Origin of the sequence: Pararhodobacter sp. SW119 (assembly GCF_017811755.1) — a bacterium.
GTDB lineage: Bacteria > Pseudomonadota > Alphaproteobacteria > Rhodobacterales > Rhodobacteraceae > Pararhodobacter.
In genome coordinates this window covers 24,137-40,433 of record NZ_JADDJF010000029.1, presented here as the reverse complement: position 1 = coordinate 40,433, position 16,297 = coordinate 24,137, and the positions used below count along the sequence as shown (strand labels likewise).

Sequence of the window (16,297 nt, the reverse complement as noted above, 5' to 3'; positions counted from 1 at the left end):
ACATGACCCGCCTGCTCGCAACACGCTGATCCTCAATCAAAAGTTTTGAATCAGACTCTAAGCCGTGCGGCTGCTAGAGCGGGCACCTAGCCCCTCGGCGCCCGTATTTGGGTAGGTCCGCGCGGAGCACGGCGTGCCGCACACCGCAGCGCCGAAGCCGATACCGCCGCCCCGCCTTCAGGCGCCCTGCCAGCGACCCAGCAGCCAGTACCACTGGTCGGGATGCGCGCGGATGCGCGCCGAAAGGCTGTCGTTGAACGCCTGCATCATCGTCTGCGCATCGGTATGCGGGATTGCCGCCTCGAAATGCACATCAAAGCTGCCGCCGTCGTCCCTACGCGTGCCGTAGGCCGGAACCATCGGAAGGTCGTACTTCAGCGCCAGCTGCGCAGCCGCGAGCGAGGTCAGCGCCGGCCGCCCCAGGAACGGCAGCCGCGTGCCCTCGGGGTATTTCTCGTCCAGCAGGATCGCGATGAATCCCCCGGCACGCAGATGCCGGACCAGCGCCTTGGTGCCGATCGTGCCGGTCTCCAGGATCGGCTTGCCGCCCGCCTCGATCCCGGCCAGCAGCCGGCGCTGGAAATGCCGGTTCTTCTGCCGACGGTAGACGGCGCCGGTTTCCATCCCGCGCGCCGTCAGCACCGCGCGCACCGCCTCCCATTGCCCGAAATGGCCCGAGACGATTATCGCGCCCTTGCCCGCCGCCCGCGCCGCATCCAGCGCCATCAACCCGGGCCCCGCGGCGTGGAACTGTTCCAGCCGGGTCTGGAACTCTGCGCAGTGATAGATCTCGAACAGCGTCTGACCCATCCGCCGCCCCATCTCGCCGCCCAGCCGCACCCGATCGGCGTGCGGCATGTCCGGAAAGACCTGCACCACCTCCCGGTCGAAGCGGCGCCGCGCCGGCGGCACCCAACGCAGCACCCATCCGACCGCCGATCCCAGCGCGCGCGAGCGCTTCTCGAACCGGCGCCGCCGCGACAGGGTCAGCGCCGACAAGAGCGGCAGGTAGGCGACGTGATGCCAGGTTGATCTGAGGCGCTGAAAAAGCATTGGGCCCCTATGCCCGCTCCGCGCGCGATTACCAAGACCAAAGCGGAACATCGGACCCGGCAACGGACCGCCAGAATGCCGCACCCTGCTGCGCCAACCGCGCGCGCAGCGCGCCCAACGTCGGTAGGAAGCATGTGCGCGATCCAAGGATTTTCAGAGAGGGACCAGGGCTCGCCGGCCGGGTGCATTTGGCCCTTGGACGCCGGGCGCAAACTCCAGTAGAACCGCCACAGACCGCATCTGACGCAAGGGCCGCACCGCGCATGGCAAGTCTCAACGACATCCGCTCGACCTTTCTCGAATACTTCCGACGCCAGGGGCACGAGGTCGTCGACAGCTCCCCGCTCGTGCCGCGCAACGACCCGACGCTGATGTTCACCAATTCGGGCATGGTGCAGTTCAAGAACGTCTTCACCGGGCTTGAACACCGCGACTACGTCCGCGCCACGACCAGCCAGAAATGCGTCCGCGCCGGCGGCAAGCACAACGACCTGGACAATGTGGGCTATACTGCGCGCCACCATACCTTCTTCGAAATGCTGGGGAATTTCAGCTTCGGCGACTATTTCAAGGACGACGCGATCCGCTTCGCCTGGGAATTGCTGACCCGCGACTTCGGCATCGACCGCGACCGCCTTCTGGTCACGGTCTATCACACCGACGACGAGGCTGCGGCGATCTGGAAGAAGGTGGCAGGTCTGCCGGATGAACGCATCATCCGCATCAAGACCGACGACAATTTCTGGCGGATGGGCCCCACCGGCCCCTGCGGCCCCTGCACCGAAATTTTCTATGACCATGGCCCCCAGATCTGGGGCGGCCCGCCGGGCAGCGTGGACGAGGACGGGGACCGGTTCATCGAGATCTGGAACCTCGTTTTCATGCAGAACGAGCAGCACGAGGACGGCCGCCTGACCGACCTGCCGCGCCAATCCATCGATACCGGCATGGGCCTGGAACGGATCGGCGCGCTGCTTCAGGGCAAGCATGACAATTACGATACCGACCTCATGCGCAGCCTGATCGAGGCCTCGGCCCACGCCACCAGTTCGGACCCCGACGGCAAGGGCAAAATCCATCACCGGGTGATCGCCGACCATCTGCGTTCGACCGCGTTCCTGATCGCCGACGGCGTCCTGCCGTCGAACGAGGGGCGCGGCTACGTGCTGCGCCGGATCATGCGCCGCGCGATGCGGCACGCGCATATGCTGGGCGCGCAGGACCCGGTGATGTACCGGCTCGTCCCAGCGCTGGTGCGCGCGATGGGCGGGCATTACACCGAATTGCAGCGCGCTCAGTCGCTGATCGCCGAGACGCTGCGGCTGGAAGAAACGCGCTTTCGCCAGACGCTCGACCGCGGGTTGAAGCTTCTGGATGCCGAACTCGCGCACCTCTCCGACGACGCCCCGCTGCCCGGCGCCGCCGCCTTCAAGCTTTACGACACCTTCGGCTTTCCGCTGGATCTGACGCAGGACGCGCTGCGCGAAAAGGGCCGCGCCGTCGACACTGCCGGCTTCGACACCGCAATGGCCGAACAGAAGGCCAAGGCGCGCGCCGCCTGGGCCGGCTCGGGCGAGGCCGCGGATGCCACCATCTGGTTCGAACTGGCCGACCGCTACGGCGCGACCGAGTTCCTCGGCTACGACACCGAGACCGCCGAGGGTCAGGTCCTGGCGTTGGTCGTGGACGGCAAGCCCGCCGACACGGCATCGGGCGAGGTGCAGGTGATCGTGAACCAGACGCCGTTTTACGCTGAATCCGGCGGCCAGGTGGGCGATGCCGGCTTTCTGCGCTTCGACGGCGGCGCGGCCCAGATCCGCGACACCAAGAAGATGGCGGGGCTGCACGTCCATTTCGCCACCGTGACCGAGGGCACGCTGAAGACCGGCACGCCGGTCAAGCTGGAGGTCGGACATGCCCGCCGCCGCGCGATCCACGCCAACCATTCGGCGACGCACCTGCTGCACGAGGCCTTGCGACAGCATCTGGGCGATCACGTCGCGCAGCGCGGCTCGCTCAACGCCGAGGACCGGCTGCGCTTCGATTTCAGCCACAACTCCGCGCTCAGTCCCGATGACCTCGCGCGCGTCGAGGCCGAGGTGAACGCCTTCGTGCGCCAGAACACGCCGGTCGAGACGCGCATCATGACCCCGGAAGAGGCGCGCGCCCTTGGCGCCCAGGCGCTATTTGGCGAGAAATACGGCGACGAGGTGCGCGTGGTCTCGATGGGCCGCCTGCCAGCCTCGGGCAAGGGCGCCAACGGCGCCACCTATTCGATCGAGCTTTGCGGCGGTACGCATGTCGCCCGCACCGGCGAGATCGGCGCCTTCGTGCTGCTGGGCGACAGCGCCTCCTCGGCCGGCGTCCGGCGGATCGAGGCGCTGACCGGCCAGGCCGCGCTCGCGCACCTGCGCGCGCAGGAGGCCCGCCTGACCGAGGTCGCTGCGCTACTGAAGACGCCGCTCTCGGACGTGGTCGATCGTGTGCGTGCGCTTGCGGACGAACGCCGGGCGCTGGCCAACGAGGTCGCGCAACTGAAGCGCGAACTGGCGATGGGCGGGCCGCAGACCGCGGCTGAAACGCGCGAGATCGCGGGCGTGAAGTTCATCGCCCAGGTGGTTAGTGGCGTGACCGGCAAGGATCTGCCGGCGCTGATCGACGAGACCAAGGCGCGGCTGGGATCGGGCGCGGTGCTGCTGATCGCCGATACCGGCGCCAAGCCGGCGGTCGCCGCCGGCGTCACCGGCGATCTGACCGGGCGTCTGTCGGCGGTGGCCATCCTGCGCGCTGCAGTCGTCGAACTGGGCGGCAAGGGCGGCGGCGGCCGGCCCGACCTGGCGCAGGGCGGCGGCGCCGATATCGGCGGCGCCGAAGCCGCGATCCGCGCCGCTGAATCCGTCATCGAAGGAGCCTGAGAATGCCCAAAGCCCTCTGGATCGCCCATGTCGCGGTCACCGACCCCGAGGCCTACGGCCACTACGCGGCGCTGGCGACCGACGCCATCGCCCGCCACGGCGGCGAATTCCTCGCCCGCGCCACGCGCTACGTCACGCTCGAAGGGGCCGAGCGCAAGCGCCATGTCGTCGCCCGCTTCCCCTCGGTCGAGGCCGCAGTCGACTGCTACAACTCACCCGAATACCAGGCCGCGCTGGAACATGCGCGCGGTGCTGCCGAGCGCGACCTGATCGTGGTCGAGGAAAACGCATGAACGGAAAACGGCCGGCCCTTTCGGGCCGGCCGCTCTGCGCAGCGCGCGTTCGTCACCAGAAACTGGCGTCAGAAATCAGCCCGCGCTGTCGGCTTCAAGCCGTTCCATGATCCGCGCCGAAAGCGCCGGGTCCGCCTGCGCCGCCTGCAGGATCGACACATAGTCGTCCAGCGTCATGCCCGGCGTGTTCTCGATCGCCTCGGCCATGGCGGTGTTAGCCTCGCTCACGATCTCCTGGCGCTGTTCATCGGTCTCGGCCTGCTGCAGGGTCTCAGTATATTCCTGTTCCATCTGGTCGACCGTCCGAAGCGCCGCGACAAAGGCGTCCAGTTGCGCTTCGTCGACCGTCATCATCGGCGCGGCCGGGGCTTCCTGCGGCGCCGTCTGCGGCGCGTTCTGCGCCATGGCGGGCAGCGCCAGCGGCGCGGCCAGGGCCAAACTCACGGCCGTCATCGTGGCGGCAAGGCGGTTTCTCTTCAGCATGGTCTGCTCCTTCGGTTGCCTCCGTCGCGGGGATATCCCACGCGGTTGCCAAATCACCTAGGGATCGGGCCGGCGCATCGCAAACCGCGCAAGCGCCCCTCCGCTGATCGGTTTTCCGCCGACCCAGCCGGGGTGCGGTTGACGCTGGCCGCGGCCGTTCGGAACCGCTTACTGCACGCGCGCCTTCGCGTTGCGCTTGCGCTCGTGCGGGTCCAGGTAGCGCTTGCGCAGCCGGATCGACTTCGGCGTGACCTCGACTAGTTCATCGTCGTCTATGTAGGCGATGGCCTGCTCCAGCGACATGATCACCGGCGGCGTCAGCCGCACCGCCTCGTCCGTGCCCGAGGCGCGCACGTTGGTCAGCTTCTTGCCCTTCAGCGGATTGACCTCCAGGTCGTTCTCGCGCGAATGCTCGCCGATGATCATGCCCTCGTAGATCTGCTCCTGCGCGCCGATGAACATCCGCCCGCGTTCCTCCAGGTTCCACAGCGCATAGGCAACCGAAACACCGTTCTCCATCGAGATCAGCACCCCCTGCCGGCGGCCCTGGATCGGACCCTTGTGCGGCGCCCAATCGTGGAAGACCCGGTTCAGCACACCCGATCCGCGCGTGTCGGTCAAAAACTCGCCGTGATAGCCGATCAGCCCGCGCGACGGCACATGCGCGACGATCCGGGTCTTGCCGACGCCGGCGGGCTTCATCTCGACCAGTTCGCCCTTGCGCGGGCCGGTCAGCTTTTCGATCACGGCGCCGGTGTATTCGTCGTCGACATCGATCGTGGCTTCCTCAATCGGCTCCAGCACCTGCCCACCCTCTTCGCGCAGGATCACCCGCGGCCGGCTGATCGACAGTTCGAACCCCTCGCGGCGCATGTTCTCGATCAGGACGCCCATCTGCAACTCGCCCCGGCCCGAGACGACGAAGGACTCGCCCCCCGGCGTGTCCTCGACGCGGATGGCGACGTTCAGTTCCGCCTCGCGCAGCAGCCGTTCGCGGATCACGCGGCTTTGCACCTTGGAACCGTCGCGGCCGGCCAGCGGGCTGTCGTTGATGCCGAAGGTCACGCTGATCGTCGGCGGGTCGATCGGTTGGGCGGGCAGCGGGACGTCGACCTCGGTCGCGCAGAGCGTGTCGGCGACGGTCGCCTTGGCCATGCCGGCCAGCGTCACGATATCGCCCGCCTCGGCTACCTCGATCGCCGAATGCGCCAGCCCGCGAAAGGCCAGGATCTTGCTCACGCGGAATTGTTCCAGCCGCTCACCGGTGCGCGACAGCGCCTTCAGCGTCTCGCCCACCCGGCAAACCCCCGATTCGACTCGCCCGGTCAGGATGCGCCCCAGGAACGGATCGGCCGACAGCGTGGTCGCCAGCATGCGGAACGGCTCGTCGCGGCGGGCGATCTGCGCAGGCGCGGGCACATGCTGAACGATCAGGTCAAAGAGCGCCGACATGTCCTGCCGCGGCCCGTCCAGTTCGGCATCCGCCCAGCCATTGATCCCGCTGGCGTAAAGCACCGGGAAATCCAGCTGGTCGTCATCGGCGCCCAGGTTGGCGAACAGGTCGAACACCTCGTTCAGCGCGCGGTCGGGCTCTGCGGCGGGCTTGTCGACCTTGTTGAGCACCACGATCGGCCTCAGCCCCAGCGCCAGCGCCTTGGCGGTGACGAACTTCGTCTGCGGCATCGGCCCTTCGGCGGCATCGACCAGCAGGCAGACGCCGTCCACCATGCTCAGGATGCGCTCCACCTCGCCGCCGAAATCGGCATGGCCCGGCGTGTCGACGATGTTGATGCGCCCGCCCTTCCACTCGACCGAGGTCGCCTTGGCGAGGATGGTGATCCCGCGCTCGCGCTCGATGTCGTTCGAATCCATCGCCCGTTCGGTCACCGCCTGCCCGGCGCGATAGACGCCCGATTGCTTCAGAAGCTCATCGACAAGCGTCGTCTTGCCGTGGTCGACATGCGCGATGATCGCGATGTTGCGAAGTTCCATGTACCGGATCCTTGATGCTGCGGCGCCGCGATAACAAGTCCCGCGGGACTTGACCAGCGCTGCCGCGCGCGCGCATCCGGCTTTTCGCGGCGGTGCGTGCCGCGGGTCAGCGCCGCCGGCGTGCCCTCCGCAACGCCAGCACCGCCCCGATCAGCATCAGCGTGATTCCCGCGACCTCGATCCAGCGGTGGGCGCGCAGCGACAGGAACTCGGTACGTAGCGCGCTGTCCATCTGGTGCATGCTTGCCGCGCGGATGACGATGAACCCCGCCAGCACCGCCCCGCCGGCGACCGCGAAGAGGTTGCGCACCAGTGCGCGGCGGAGCCACCACAGCACGATCAGACCCAGCGTGCCCAGTACCCACACCATGGCCAGGATGAATTGCTCCTGCACGCCGCGCCGGGCGCGATACCAACCCTCGGCCCGCGCCACACAGCGGCCGGTGCCGGTGAAGGTGGTCTGCAGGTTCAGTTGCTTGTTCACCATCAGGAACAGCAGGAACAGCGTCACCAGCACCCAGAAGACCCGCTCGCGCAGCCGCGTGTCGCCCGGAAACGGCGCCCGCGCCGCGACGACGCCGGCCAGCACCGCCGCCGCGCCGTAGCCCGCGGTCAGCGACCAACCCAGCAGGTGGTTGTCGCCCAGCCGCCAGACCCAGACCTCGCGCAGGCAGGACAGGATCAGCGCGGGATCGAAGCTCATCGCACGGCCCGGGACCCACCCATCTCAGTGCATCGCGGAATTGGAGAACAGGTTGATCACCAGGATGCCGGCAATGATCATCAGGATACCGATCACCGCCGGCAGGTCCAGCCGCTGGCCGAAGACGAAATAGCCGATCGCCGCGATGAAGCAGATGCCCAAGCCCGACCAGACCGCATAGGCCACGCCGACCGGGATGTATTTCAGCACCAGCGCCAGCAGGTAGAACGACACGCCATAGGCGACGACGACCAGGATCGACGGCCCCAGGCGCGAGAATTGCTGGCTGGCCTGCAACGCGGTCGTGCCGATGGTTTCGAACAGGATGGCGGCGCCCAGAAAGAACCAGTGCATGAAAACCCCCCCGCGGCAGATGCCCCGCTTCGCACCTTTCCCGCGCCGGGGCAAGCGGGCGCAGCCGCCTTCAGCGCCCCTCGGCGCCCATCCGCGACAGCAGGGTCGTGTAGGCGGCGACGGCCTGGCCCATCACCTCGGGCGGGCAGTATTCGGCCGGGTTGTGGCTGACGCCGTCGCGGCAGGCCAGGAACATCATCGCCACCGGGCACAGGTCCGCCATGGCCGAACTGTCATGCGTGGCCCCCGAGGCGAGGCGCCGCCCCTCCCCCCCGCTGGCACGGATCGCCGCCTCCAGCGCGTCCTGCAGACCGGCGTCGCAGGGCGTCGCCGCCTGCGCATAGGTGCGCGTCATTTCCACCTCCAGCCCGCGCGCATCGGCGATGCGCCGCGCCGCGTCGGTCAGGGCGGTGCCGGCTGCCTCGCGCACCGCATCCTCGGGCGCGCGGATCTCGACCGTCATGTCCACAGCGCCGGGTACCGCGTTGACCACCCCCGGCTGCACGCGCAGCGCGCCGACGGTGGCGAGCAGCCCGTCCGTCCCCCGCGCCCGCGCCTCGACCGCCGCGACCAGTTCGGCGGCGCCGGCCAGGGTGTCGCGGCGCAGCGCCATCGGCACGGTGCCGGCATGCGCCGCCTGCCCGGTCAGCCGCACTGCGTGCCGCTCGATCCCGCAGATTGCGGTGACCACGCCCAGCGCCTCGCCCTCGGCCTCCAGAACCGGGCCCTGTTCGATATGGCATTCGATCCAGCCGATGATGCCAGCGGGGTCGCGCTTCAGTCCCGGCAGCTCCTCGGGCTCGAGGCCGAAATCGGTCATCGCCCGGCGCAGGCTGATCCCGTCGGGGTCCTTCAGCTCGAGCGAGGCCATGTCGAAGGTTCCGGCCAGCGCCCGCGGCCCCATCAGCGCGGTGGGAAAGCGCGCGCCCTCCTCGTCGGCAAAGCACAGAAGCTCGATGGCAAAGGGCAGTTCCTCCCCGCGAATCGCCTTCAGCGCCAACGCCGGCAGCACCACCCCCATCGCCCCGTCGTAGGCGCCACCCTGGCGTACGCTGTCCTGGTGCGAGCCCAGCAACAGCACCGGCGCCCCCGCCGGCCCCTTGCGCCGGCCGATCAGCGTGCCGGCCGCGTCCATGCTGACCGAAAGCCCGGCGTCTTCCATCATCTCCTGCACCAGCGGCAGCACCCGCCGGTGTTCGTCGGAAAACGGCATCCGGGTGACGCCCGGGCCGGGTTCGGACACCGCCGCCAGCCGGTCGATCCAGTCGACCGCCGCGCGGCCAAATTCCGCGGTCTCGTTCATGAGGGCGCTCCTTCCTGATGGCGTTCGGGGTCGGTGCGGACCGGCAGGCCCGACACCCAGCGCGCGTAATCGGGCCGGCGCGCGCGCTCGATCAGCGCCGACAGCGCCTCGATCGGGGTTTCGGACCAGTCGATGCGCACGTCCAGCGGCGGCTCGTCGTCGCTGATCGCCAGAAGCGAGGCCGACATGATCCCGCGGCTGTCGCCGCCCGCCGCCGCCGCCGCCCGCAGCCCGGCCAGCAAGCGGTCGACCATCAGCCCGGTGGTGCCCAGGAAGGCATCGCGCGCCGCCTCGACCACCGCGCGGCCGCTCAGTGTGTTGCCGGCCACGATCAGATCGTCCTCGACCAGGGCCCCCTTCCAGTCGCGGTTCTCCTCGCCGGTGAACAGCCCCGTCGTGCCGGACCGGCACAGTAGGCTCATCTGCCGCCACGCGCTTCCGTGATCGCCCGCAGTCACCTGATCGACGACATGCTGCGCGTCCTGGTCAGCGCGCAGCAGGTCGAACGCCTCGTCCGCCCAAATGGTCGAGGGTTTCTCGCCCTGCGTCGCGGCGATGCCGGTGCGCGAATCGCCCCACAGCACCCAGGCGCCGACGCACAGGTTGCCGGTCATGGCGGCGCCGCCCAGCAACCCGGTCCGCGGGTCGCGCGCAAGAATCGACATCGTCACGGGCTGTTTCCCCCCTGTTTGCGGATGCGCGGACAACGAATCCTTTCCAGATCGGAAATTATCATGATAAATTGCCGGAAGCGAGATCAACCGGGAGCCATCGCCATGCCGTCATTCCTGCCGTCATTCCTGACCCGCCCGCTGACCCGTCGCGCCGCCGGCGCGCTGACCGCCGCCTTCCTCGCCTCCTCGGCGCTGGTCGCGCCGTCGCTGGCGCAGACGCCGCCGGGCGTGCTGGTCATCGGCCAGATCGCCGAGCCGCAGGCACTGGACCCGCACGCGGTGACCGCCGTCAACGACTTCCGCATCCTGATGAACCTCTACGACGGGCTGGTACGCTACGCCCCCGGCACGCTGGAGGTCGAACCGGCTCTGGCGGAAAGCTGGGAGATCAGCGAGGACGGCACCGAATACACCTTCACCCTGCGCGAGGGCGTGAGTTTCCATGACGGCAGCACCTTCGACGCCGAGGCCGTGGTCTGGAACTTCGAGCGTATGCTGGACGAGGATCACCCCCAGCACGACACCGGCCCCTTTCCGCTGTCGTTCTTCTTCTCGGCCATCGACACGGTCGAGGCGGTGGACGACCGCACCGTCCGCTTCACGCTCAACGAACCCTACGCGCCGTTCCTGTCGAACCTCGCCTATCCGACCGGGCTGATCGTCTCGCCCGCCGCGGTGCAGGAGCACGGGCAGGACTTCGGCCGCAACCCCTCGGGCACCGGGCCCTTCAGGTTCGAGGAATGGCGCTCGAACGAACGGGTCACCGTGGTGCGCAACCCTGACTACTGGGACGGCCCGGCGGCGGCCGAGGCGGTGATCTTCCGCCCCATCACCGACGCCAACACCCGCACCGCCGAGATGCTCGCCGGCGGCATCGACATCATGGTCGAGGTGCCGCCGGTGGCGCTGTCGCAGTTCCAGGGCGCGGGCTTCGAGATCGCCGAACAGGCCGGCCCGCACGTCTGGTTCCTGATCCTGAATGCCAAGGAAGGCCCCTTCGCGGACGTCCGCGTGCGCCAGGCGGCGAACTACGCGGTCAACAAGGAGGCGCTGGTCAACGACGTGCTGGAAGGCACCGCGACCGTCGCCGCGGGCCCCACCCCACCTGCGTTCGCCTGGGCCTACAACGAGGATCTGGAACCCTATCCTCACGACCCTGACCGCGCCCGCGAACTGCTGGCCGAAGCCGGCGCCGAGGGCGCGGCGCTGACCTTCTACGTCACCGAAGGCGGCTCGGGCATGCTCGATCCGATCCCGATGGGCACCGCGATCCAGGCCGACCTGGCCGAAGTGGGCTTCGACGTCACCATTGAGACTTACGAGTGGAACACCTTCCTCGGCCGCGTCAATCCAGGGCTGGAGGGGCGCGCGGACATGGCGCAGATGGCCTGGATGACCAACGACCCCGACACCCTGCCCTTCCTCGCCCTGCGCACCGCGGCCTGGCCCGACGAAGGCGGGTTCAACTCGGGCTACTATTCCAACCCCGAGGTCGACGCGTTGCTGGAGGCCGCGCGGGTCGCCACCGATCAGGACGAGCGCGCGCGGCTCTACCGCGAGATGCAGGAGATCGTCCACGAGGACGCGCCCTGGGTCTTCGTCGCCAACTGGGTGCAGAACGCGGTGACCAGCGACCGGGTCGAGAACTTTCAACTGGAGCCGTCGTTCTTTCTGCTGCTGAAGGACGTGGTGAAGAACTGAGGCGTCGAAAGGGGGGCTGTCTGCCCCCCTCTTGGCTGCGCCAATTCACCCCCGAGGATATTTGCGGACAGATGAAAGCCTCAGGGGGGTCTGGAGGGGGCGATGGGTGGATACATCCTGAAGCGGCTGGTCTCGGCGATCCCGGTGCTGCTGGGGATCACGGTGATCGTCTTCCTGATCATGGCGCTGATTCCTGGCGATCCCGCGACCGCGATCCTGGGGTCCTACGCCACCCCTGAGAATGTCGATCGGCTGAACCGGCATCTCGGGCTCGACCGCCCGCTCTGGCAGCAGTATTTCGTGTGGGTCGGTAACCTGCTGCAGGGCGATTTCGGACGCTCCTTCGCGCTCAACCGCCCGGTGCTGGACGAGATCCTGGACCGGTTCGGCGCGACGCTAGTGCTGGCGGGGACGGCCTTCATGTTGTGTGCGATCATCGGGATCGTCGCGGGGGTGGTCTCGGCGGCGCGGCAGTACCGGTTTGCCGACAAGGCGATCACGGCGGCGGTGATCCTGGGCATCTCAGTGCCGTCGTTCTTTCTGGGCATGATGATGATCCTGCTTTTCGCCGTGAAGCTGCGCTGGTTTCCGGTCTCGGGCATGTATTCGATGTTCGGCGGCGGCGATCTGGCTGACCTGATCCGGCATCTGGCCATGCCCGCCATCGCGCTGTCGCTGGTCGCCACCGGCGTCGTCGCGCGGCTGTCGCGCGCCGCCATGCTGGAGGTGCTGCGCCTGGATTTCGTGCGCACCGCGCGCGCCAAGGGCGTGCCCGAGCGCCGCGTGATCTGGGGCCATGCGCTGCGCGCGGCGATGGTGTCGATCATCCCGGTGCTGGGCCTGCAGGCCGGGTTCGTCCTGTCCGGCGCGGTCTATATCGAGATCGTCTTCCAGTGGCCAGGCATCGGCCGGATGCTGGTCGATGCGATCCTCAAGCGCGACATCCTGCTGGTGCAGGGGGGCGTGGTCTTCGTCGCGGCCTGCTACGTGGGCTTCAACATTGTCGTCGACGTGGTGCAGGCCTGGCTCGACCCGCGGATCAAGACATGAGCCTTTTCCTACGCCTTCTCTTCCGCAATCGGCTGGCCGGGTTCGGCGCGGTGGTGCTTGGTATCATCGTGGTGATGGCGCTGGTCACGCCGCTTCTGCCGCTGCATCCGCCGAATGTCACCAACACCGCCAACCGATTCCTGCGCCCGTTGGCCGAGGGGCACCTCTTGGGCACCGACCATTTGGGGCGGGACCTTCTGTCGCGACTCCTGCACGGCACGCGCCTGAGCCTTGCCGTGGGCTTTGCCGCGGCGCTGATCGCCGCGGTGATCGGCGCCGCCATCGGCATCGTCGCGGGCTATGCCGGCGGGCGGACCGACAACGTCACCATGCGCGGCGTCGACATGCTGATGGCATTTCCCTACATCCTGCTGGCGCTGGCCATCGTCGCGGCGCTGGGTCCGGGGTTGATGAACGCGCTGATCGCCGTCGCCGTGGTCAACATTCCCTTTTTCGCGCGCAACATCCGCGGCGTCACGGTCAGCATCTCGCATCGCGAATTCGTCGATGCGGCGCGGCTGTCGGGGCTGGGGCCCCTGCGCATCATCCTGACCGAGGTGCTGCCGAATGTCGTGCCGGTCATCGTCATTGCCATGTCGACGACGGTGGGCTGGATGATCCTGGAGACCGCGGGCCTGTCATTCCTCGGCCTCGGCAGCCAGCCGCCGCAGGCCGATCTCGGCTCCATGCTGGGCGAGGCGCGGGGCGCGCTGATCACCGCGCCGCATACCTCGATCGTGCCGGGGGTCATGATCCTGCTGATCGTGATGTCGATCAACCTGCTGGGCGACGGGGTGCGCGACGCGCTCGACCCGCGCTTGCGCTCGGGCGCGCTGGCGCGGCCGATGGCGGCGACGCTGGTCGACCGCAAGGCGCCCGCCCCGCCGGCGCGCACCGAGGGGTTGCTGACGATCGACGATCTGCGCACCGATTTCCGGCTGGGCAGGCGCACGGCCCATGCCGTCGGCGGGGTGACGCTAGCGATCCGGCCCGGCGAATGTCTGGGGCTGATCGGCGAGTCGGGTTCGGGCAAGTCGGTGACGGCGCTGTCGGTCATGGGGCTGGTCGCCTCGCCCCCCGGGGTGATCACTGGGGGCGCGGTGCGGCTGGCGGGTGAGGATCTGGTCGGCGCGCCTTATGGCCGGTTGCGCGACCTGCGCGGCAACCGCGTCGCCTACATCTTTCAGGACCCGCTCTCGACGCTGCACCCGCTCTACCGTGTCGGCGACCAGCTGGCCGAGGCGATCCGGGTCCACCACGCCGTCAGCCGGGCCGAGGCCGGCGAACGCGCGATAAAGCTGCTGGTGGATGTGCAGATCCCCAACCCACGGGCGCGGATCGGGGCCTATCCGCACCAGTTGTCGGGCGGGATGCGCCAGCGCGTCGGCATCGCCATGGCGCTGTCCAACGACCCCGACGTGCTGATTGCGGATGAGCCGACGACCGCGCTGGACGTCACCGTGCAGGCGCAGATCCTGAAGCTTCTGGATGATCTGCGCCGTGACAGGGGGCTGGCGATCCTTTTCATCACGCATGATTTCGGCGTCGTGGCGCAGCTCTGCGACCGGGTGGCGGTGATGTACGCCGGCCGCATCGTCGAGGAGGGGCCGACGCAAGAGGTGCTGGACGCGCCCGCCCATCCCTATACTGCGCGGCTGATCGCCTGCGTGCCGGAACTGGGCACCGGCCGGCGGCGGCTGGAGGCGATCTCGGGCCTGCCGCCCAATGTCGACGACCTGCCGCCGGGCTGCGCCTTTGCCCCGCGCTGCGACAAGGCGCAGCCCGAATGCCGGCAAGGCGAAATCCCGCTAGAGGGCGGCGTGCGGCGCGTGCGCTGCCTCTACCCCGAAACGCATCTGCCCGAAACCGAACTGGAGGCCGCGCCATGAGACACGCGCGCCGCACGAGGGTTGCGGTCCGGACGGCCCCGCCGCGACTTCCCCGCGGGGAAATCAGCCGGCATGCGGTCACCAATTTCCCCGCGGGGAAATTGGGGCTTCTGGGGGGGCGTGATTTCCCCGCGGGGAAATGCGCGCGGGCCTTTGGTGCGGACCGGCCCGCGACGCGCGCGGAGGTTGGGTCGTGACCGTCGCGTTGCGGACCGAGGGGCTGGCCTGCGATTTCCCCGCGGGGAAATCGCTCTTCGGCCGGCCGCGGGCGGTGCTGCGCGCGGTGCATCCGACCAGTTTCGAGGTAGCGACGGGCGAGACGCTGGGGATCGTGGGCGAGTCGGGTTGCGGCAAATCCACGCTGGCGCGGATGCTGGTGGGGCTGCAACCGCCGACCGCCGGACGGATCGAGATTGAGGGCGAAGGCGTGGACCGCGCCGACCCCGCGGCCTTCGGGCGGCGCATCCAGTATGTCTTTCAGGACCCGGTCAGCAGCCTGAACCCGCGCAAGACCATCCGTCAGATCCTAGAGGTGCCGCTGATCCATCTGCACGGGCTGGACCGCGCCGCGCGCCGCGCGCGCATCGACGAGATCTTCGCGGCGGTGAACCTGCGGCCCGAATTCCTCGAGCGTTATCCGCACGAGTTTTCCGGCGGGCAGGCGCAGCGGATCGGCATCGCACGGGCGCTGGCGGCTGCGGCGCGCATCCTGATCCTCGATGAGCCGGTCTCGGCGCTGGATGTCAGCGTGCAGGCGCAGGTGCTGAACCTGCTGGCGGACCTGAAGGCGGAATTCGGGCTGACCTACCTCTTCATCAGCCACGACCTGGCGGTGGTCGAAGCGGTGAGCGACCGGATCATGGTGCTCTATTTCGGCGCGGTGGTCGAAAGCGGGCCGGCGGCGCGGGTCTTTGCCCGGCCGCGCCACCCCTACACGCAGCTTCTGGCCGACAGCGCGCCGCAGGTCGGCCGCGCCATTGGCGGCGGCGCGCAGGGGGAACTGCCGGACCCGATAAACCCGCCGCCCGGTTGCGCCTTCGCCAGCCGCTGCCCGCGCGCCAGCGACCGCTGCCGGGTAGAGCGGCCGGAGCTGCGCCCGATCGAGGGAGACCAGCTTGCCGCCTGCCACCATCCGCTCTGAAACCCGGCTGTCGCGCCCGCAGAAGGTGGCCGAGGCGATCAAGCAGTGGGTCATGGACGAGGGCTTGCAGCCCGGCCACCGGCTGCCCTCGGAAACCGAGCTGATCCGCCGCTTCGCCATGGCCAAGGGCACCATCCGCGAGGCGATCCGGCTGCTGGAGGCGCAGGGGCTGGTCAAGTCGCGCACCGGGCCGGGCGGCGGCGTCTTCGTCCACCAGGTGTCCGAGGGGCGGGCGGCGGCGCTACTGGGCAACTACGTCTACTTCGCCAACCCGACGATCGACGACATCTACCAGTTGCGCAGCGCGCTGGAGCCGGAACTGGCCGAAAGCCTGGCCGGGCGTCTGAGCCCGGCGCAACTGGCCGAGCTGGAGGGAACGCTGGCCGAAAGCGCCCCTCCCGCCGCCAGCGCCGAGGGTGAGGCGGCGCGGCATGCGGCCTCGCTGCGGTTCCACGCCGAACTGGCAGCGCTGTCCGAAAACCCGCTGCTGCGCTTCGTGATCCGCTTTCTGGCCGAACTCCTGAGCGAGGTGACGGTGACGCGTGGCCTGCATAGCCCCACCGACCCGGAGTTGTGGACCTCGGGCCTGGCCTACCAGCGACGGTTGATCGAGGCGCTGCGCGACGGCGACGGGCCGCGGGCGCGGGCGCTGATGGCGGCGCACATGGCCACCGCGCACGGCCTGATGCACACCCGCGAGGCCGCCGTCACCCGCCGCTTCCTGCCCGAGGGAAACCGGCGCTGAG

14 protein-coding genes are annotated in these 16,297 nt (G+C 68.9%); 7 read left to right on the top strand and 7 right to left on the bottom strand.

The window, feature by feature from the left end; translation table 11 throughout:
- Positions 1 to 177 precede the first annotated feature (177 nt).
- A complete protein-coding gene (locus tag IM708_RS14755) occupies positions 178 to 1,053 on the bottom strand; it encodes a lysophospholipid acyltransferase family protein (protein WP_209427341.1) in 876 nt (291 codons plus the stop codon).
- Between the two features lie 263 nt (positions 1,054 to 1,316).
- Here IM708_RS14755 and alaS point away from each other — a divergent pair, with 263 nt between their 5' ends.
- Entirely contained in the window at positions 1,317 to 3,968 is a 2,652-nt protein-coding gene (gene alaS, locus IM708_RS14750) for an alanine--tRNA ligase (RefSeq protein ID WP_209427340.1), read from the top strand.
- A 2-nt stretch (positions 3,969 to 3,970) separates the two neighbouring features.
- Positions 3,971 to 4,261 (top strand): DUF1330 domain-containing protein, encoded by a 291-nt coding sequence (locus IM708_RS14745; protein WP_209427339.1) that lies wholly within the window; start codon positions 3,971 to 3,973, stop codon positions 4,259 to 4,261.
- A 75-nt stretch (positions 4,262 to 4,336) separates the two neighbouring features.
- Here IM708_RS14745 and IM708_RS14740 read toward each other — a convergent pair whose 3' ends face one another.
- The 6 genes from IM708_RS14740 to IM708_RS14715 form a co-directional block, all read right to left on the bottom strand.
- Complete coding sequence (locus IM708_RS14740; RefSeq protein WP_209427338.1) at positions 4,337 to 4,744, bottom strand: DUF4168 domain-containing protein; 408 nt, start codon at positions 4,742 to 4,744, stop codon at positions 4,337 to 4,339.
- Positions 4,745 to 4,912: 168 nt separating this feature from the next.
- The gene (typA, locus tag IM708_RS14735) at positions 4,913 to 6,736 is read right to left on the bottom strand and encodes a translational GTPase TypA (protein ID WP_209427337.1); all 1,824 of its coding nucleotides are present in this window, start codon (positions 6,734 to 6,736) and stop codon (positions 4,913 to 4,915) included.
- A gap of 106 nt (positions 6,737 to 6,842) precedes the next feature.
- Entirely contained in the window at positions 6,843 to 7,439 is a 597-nt protein-coding gene (locus IM708_RS14730; RefSeq protein WP_209427336.1) for a hypothetical protein, read from the bottom strand.
- Positions 7,440 to 7,463: 24 nt separating this feature from the next.
- On the bottom strand, positions 7,464 to 7,793 hold the full coding sequence (locus IM708_RS14725) for an SMR family transporter (protein ID WP_209427335.1): 330 nt from the start codon (positions 7,791 to 7,793) through the stop codon (positions 7,464 to 7,466).
- Between the two features lie 70 nt (positions 7,794 to 7,863).
- Complete coding sequence (locus tag IM708_RS14720) at positions 7,864 to 9,096, bottom strand: M20 family metallo-hydrolase (protein WP_209427334.1); 1,233 nt, start codon at positions 9,094 to 9,096, stop codon at positions 7,864 to 7,866.
- On the bottom strand, positions 9,093 to 9,761 hold the full coding sequence (locus IM708_RS14715; protein WP_209427345.1) for a DUF1028 domain-containing protein: 669 nt from the start codon (positions 9,759 to 9,761) through the stop codon (positions 9,093 to 9,095). Before IM708_RS14715 ends, IM708_RS14720 begins: the two co-directional genes overlap by 4 nt.
- Positions 9,762 to 9,872: 111 nt before the next feature.
- On the opposite strand from IM708_RS14715, the gene IM708_RS14710 reads away from it, so the two are divergent.
- From IM708_RS14710 to IM708_RS14690, 5 genes are all read left to right on the top strand, one after another.
- Positions 9,873 to 11,471, top strand: coding sequence for an ABC transporter substrate-binding protein (locus IM708_RS14710; protein WP_209427333.1), 1,599 nt, complete (start codon positions 9,873 to 9,875; stop codon positions 11,469 to 11,471).
- A gap of 102 nt (positions 11,472 to 11,573) precedes the next feature.
- Complete coding sequence (locus IM708_RS14705; protein WP_209427332.1) at positions 11,574 to 12,521, top strand: ABC transporter permease; 948 nt, start codon at positions 11,574 to 11,576, stop codon at positions 12,519 to 12,521.
- Entirely contained in the window at positions 12,518 to 14,410 is a 1,893-nt protein-coding gene (locus IM708_RS14700) for a dipeptide/oligopeptide/nickel ABC transporter permease/ATP-binding protein (RefSeq protein WP_209427331.1), read from the top strand. The genes IM708_RS14705 and IM708_RS14700 overlap by 4 nt, the downstream gene beginning before the upstream one ends.
- A gap of 193 nt (positions 14,411 to 14,603) precedes the next feature.
- Entirely contained in the window at positions 14,604 to 15,551 is a 948-nt protein-coding gene (locus IM708_RS14695; RefSeq protein WP_209427330.1) for an oligopeptide/dipeptide ABC transporter ATP-binding protein, read from the top strand.
- On the top strand, positions 15,526 to 16,296 hold the full coding sequence (locus IM708_RS14690; RefSeq protein WP_245243212.1) for an FCD domain-containing protein: 771 nt from the start codon (positions 15,526 to 15,528) through the stop codon (positions 16,294 to 16,296). The genes IM708_RS14695 and IM708_RS14690 overlap by 26 nt, the downstream gene beginning before the upstream one ends.
- Position 16,297 lies beyond the last annotated feature (1 nt).

Bases quoted from the DNA above. Each gene is read 5' to 3' on its own strand.
- IM708_RS14705 (WP_209427332.1), top strand. From the start codon at position 11,574: ATGGGTGGATACATCCTGAAGCGGCTGGTCTCGGCGATCCCGGTGCTG.
- IM708_RS14720 (WP_209427334.1), bottom strand. From the start codon at position 9,096: ATGAACGAGACCGCGGAATTTGGCCGCGCGGCGGTCGACTGGATCGAC.
- IM708_RS14755 (WP_209427341.1), bottom strand. From the start codon at position 1,053: ATGCTTTTTCAGCGCCTCAGATCAACCTGGCATCACGTCGCCTACCTG.
- IM708_RS14700 (WP_209427331.1), top strand. From the start codon at position 12,518: ATGAGCCTTTTCCTACGCCTTCTCTTCCGCAATCGGCTGGCCGGGTTC.
- IM708_RS14730 (WP_209427336.1), bottom strand. From the start codon at position 7,439: ATGAGCTTCGATCCCGCGCTGATCCTGTCCTGCCTGCGCGAGGTCTGG.
- IM708_RS14745 (WP_209427339.1), top strand. From the start codon at position 3,971: ATGCCCAAAGCCCTCTGGATCGCCCATGTCGCGGTCACCGACCCCGAG.
- IM708_RS14740 (WP_209427338.1), bottom strand. From the start codon at position 4,744: ATGCTGAAGAGAAACCGCCTTGCCGCCACGATGACGGCCGTGAGTTTG.
- typA (WP_209427337.1), bottom strand. From the start codon at position 6,736: ATGGAACTTCGCAACATCGCGATCATCGCGCATGTCGACCACGGCAAG.
- alaS (WP_209427340.1), top strand. From the start codon at position 1,317: ATGGCAAGTCTCAACGACATCCGCTCGACCTTTCTCGAATACTTCCGA.
- IM708_RS14710 (WP_209427333.1), top strand. From the start codon at position 9,873: ATGCCGTCATTCCTGCCGTCATTCCTGACCCGCCCGCTGACCCGTCGC.
- IM708_RS14725 (WP_209427335.1), bottom strand. From the start codon at position 7,793: ATGCACTGGTTCTTTCTGGGCGCCGCCATCCTGTTCGAAACCATCGGC.
- IM708_RS14715 (WP_209427345.1), bottom strand. From the start codon at position 9,761: ATGTCGATTCTTGCGCGCGACCCGCGGACCGGGTTGCTGGGCGGCGCC.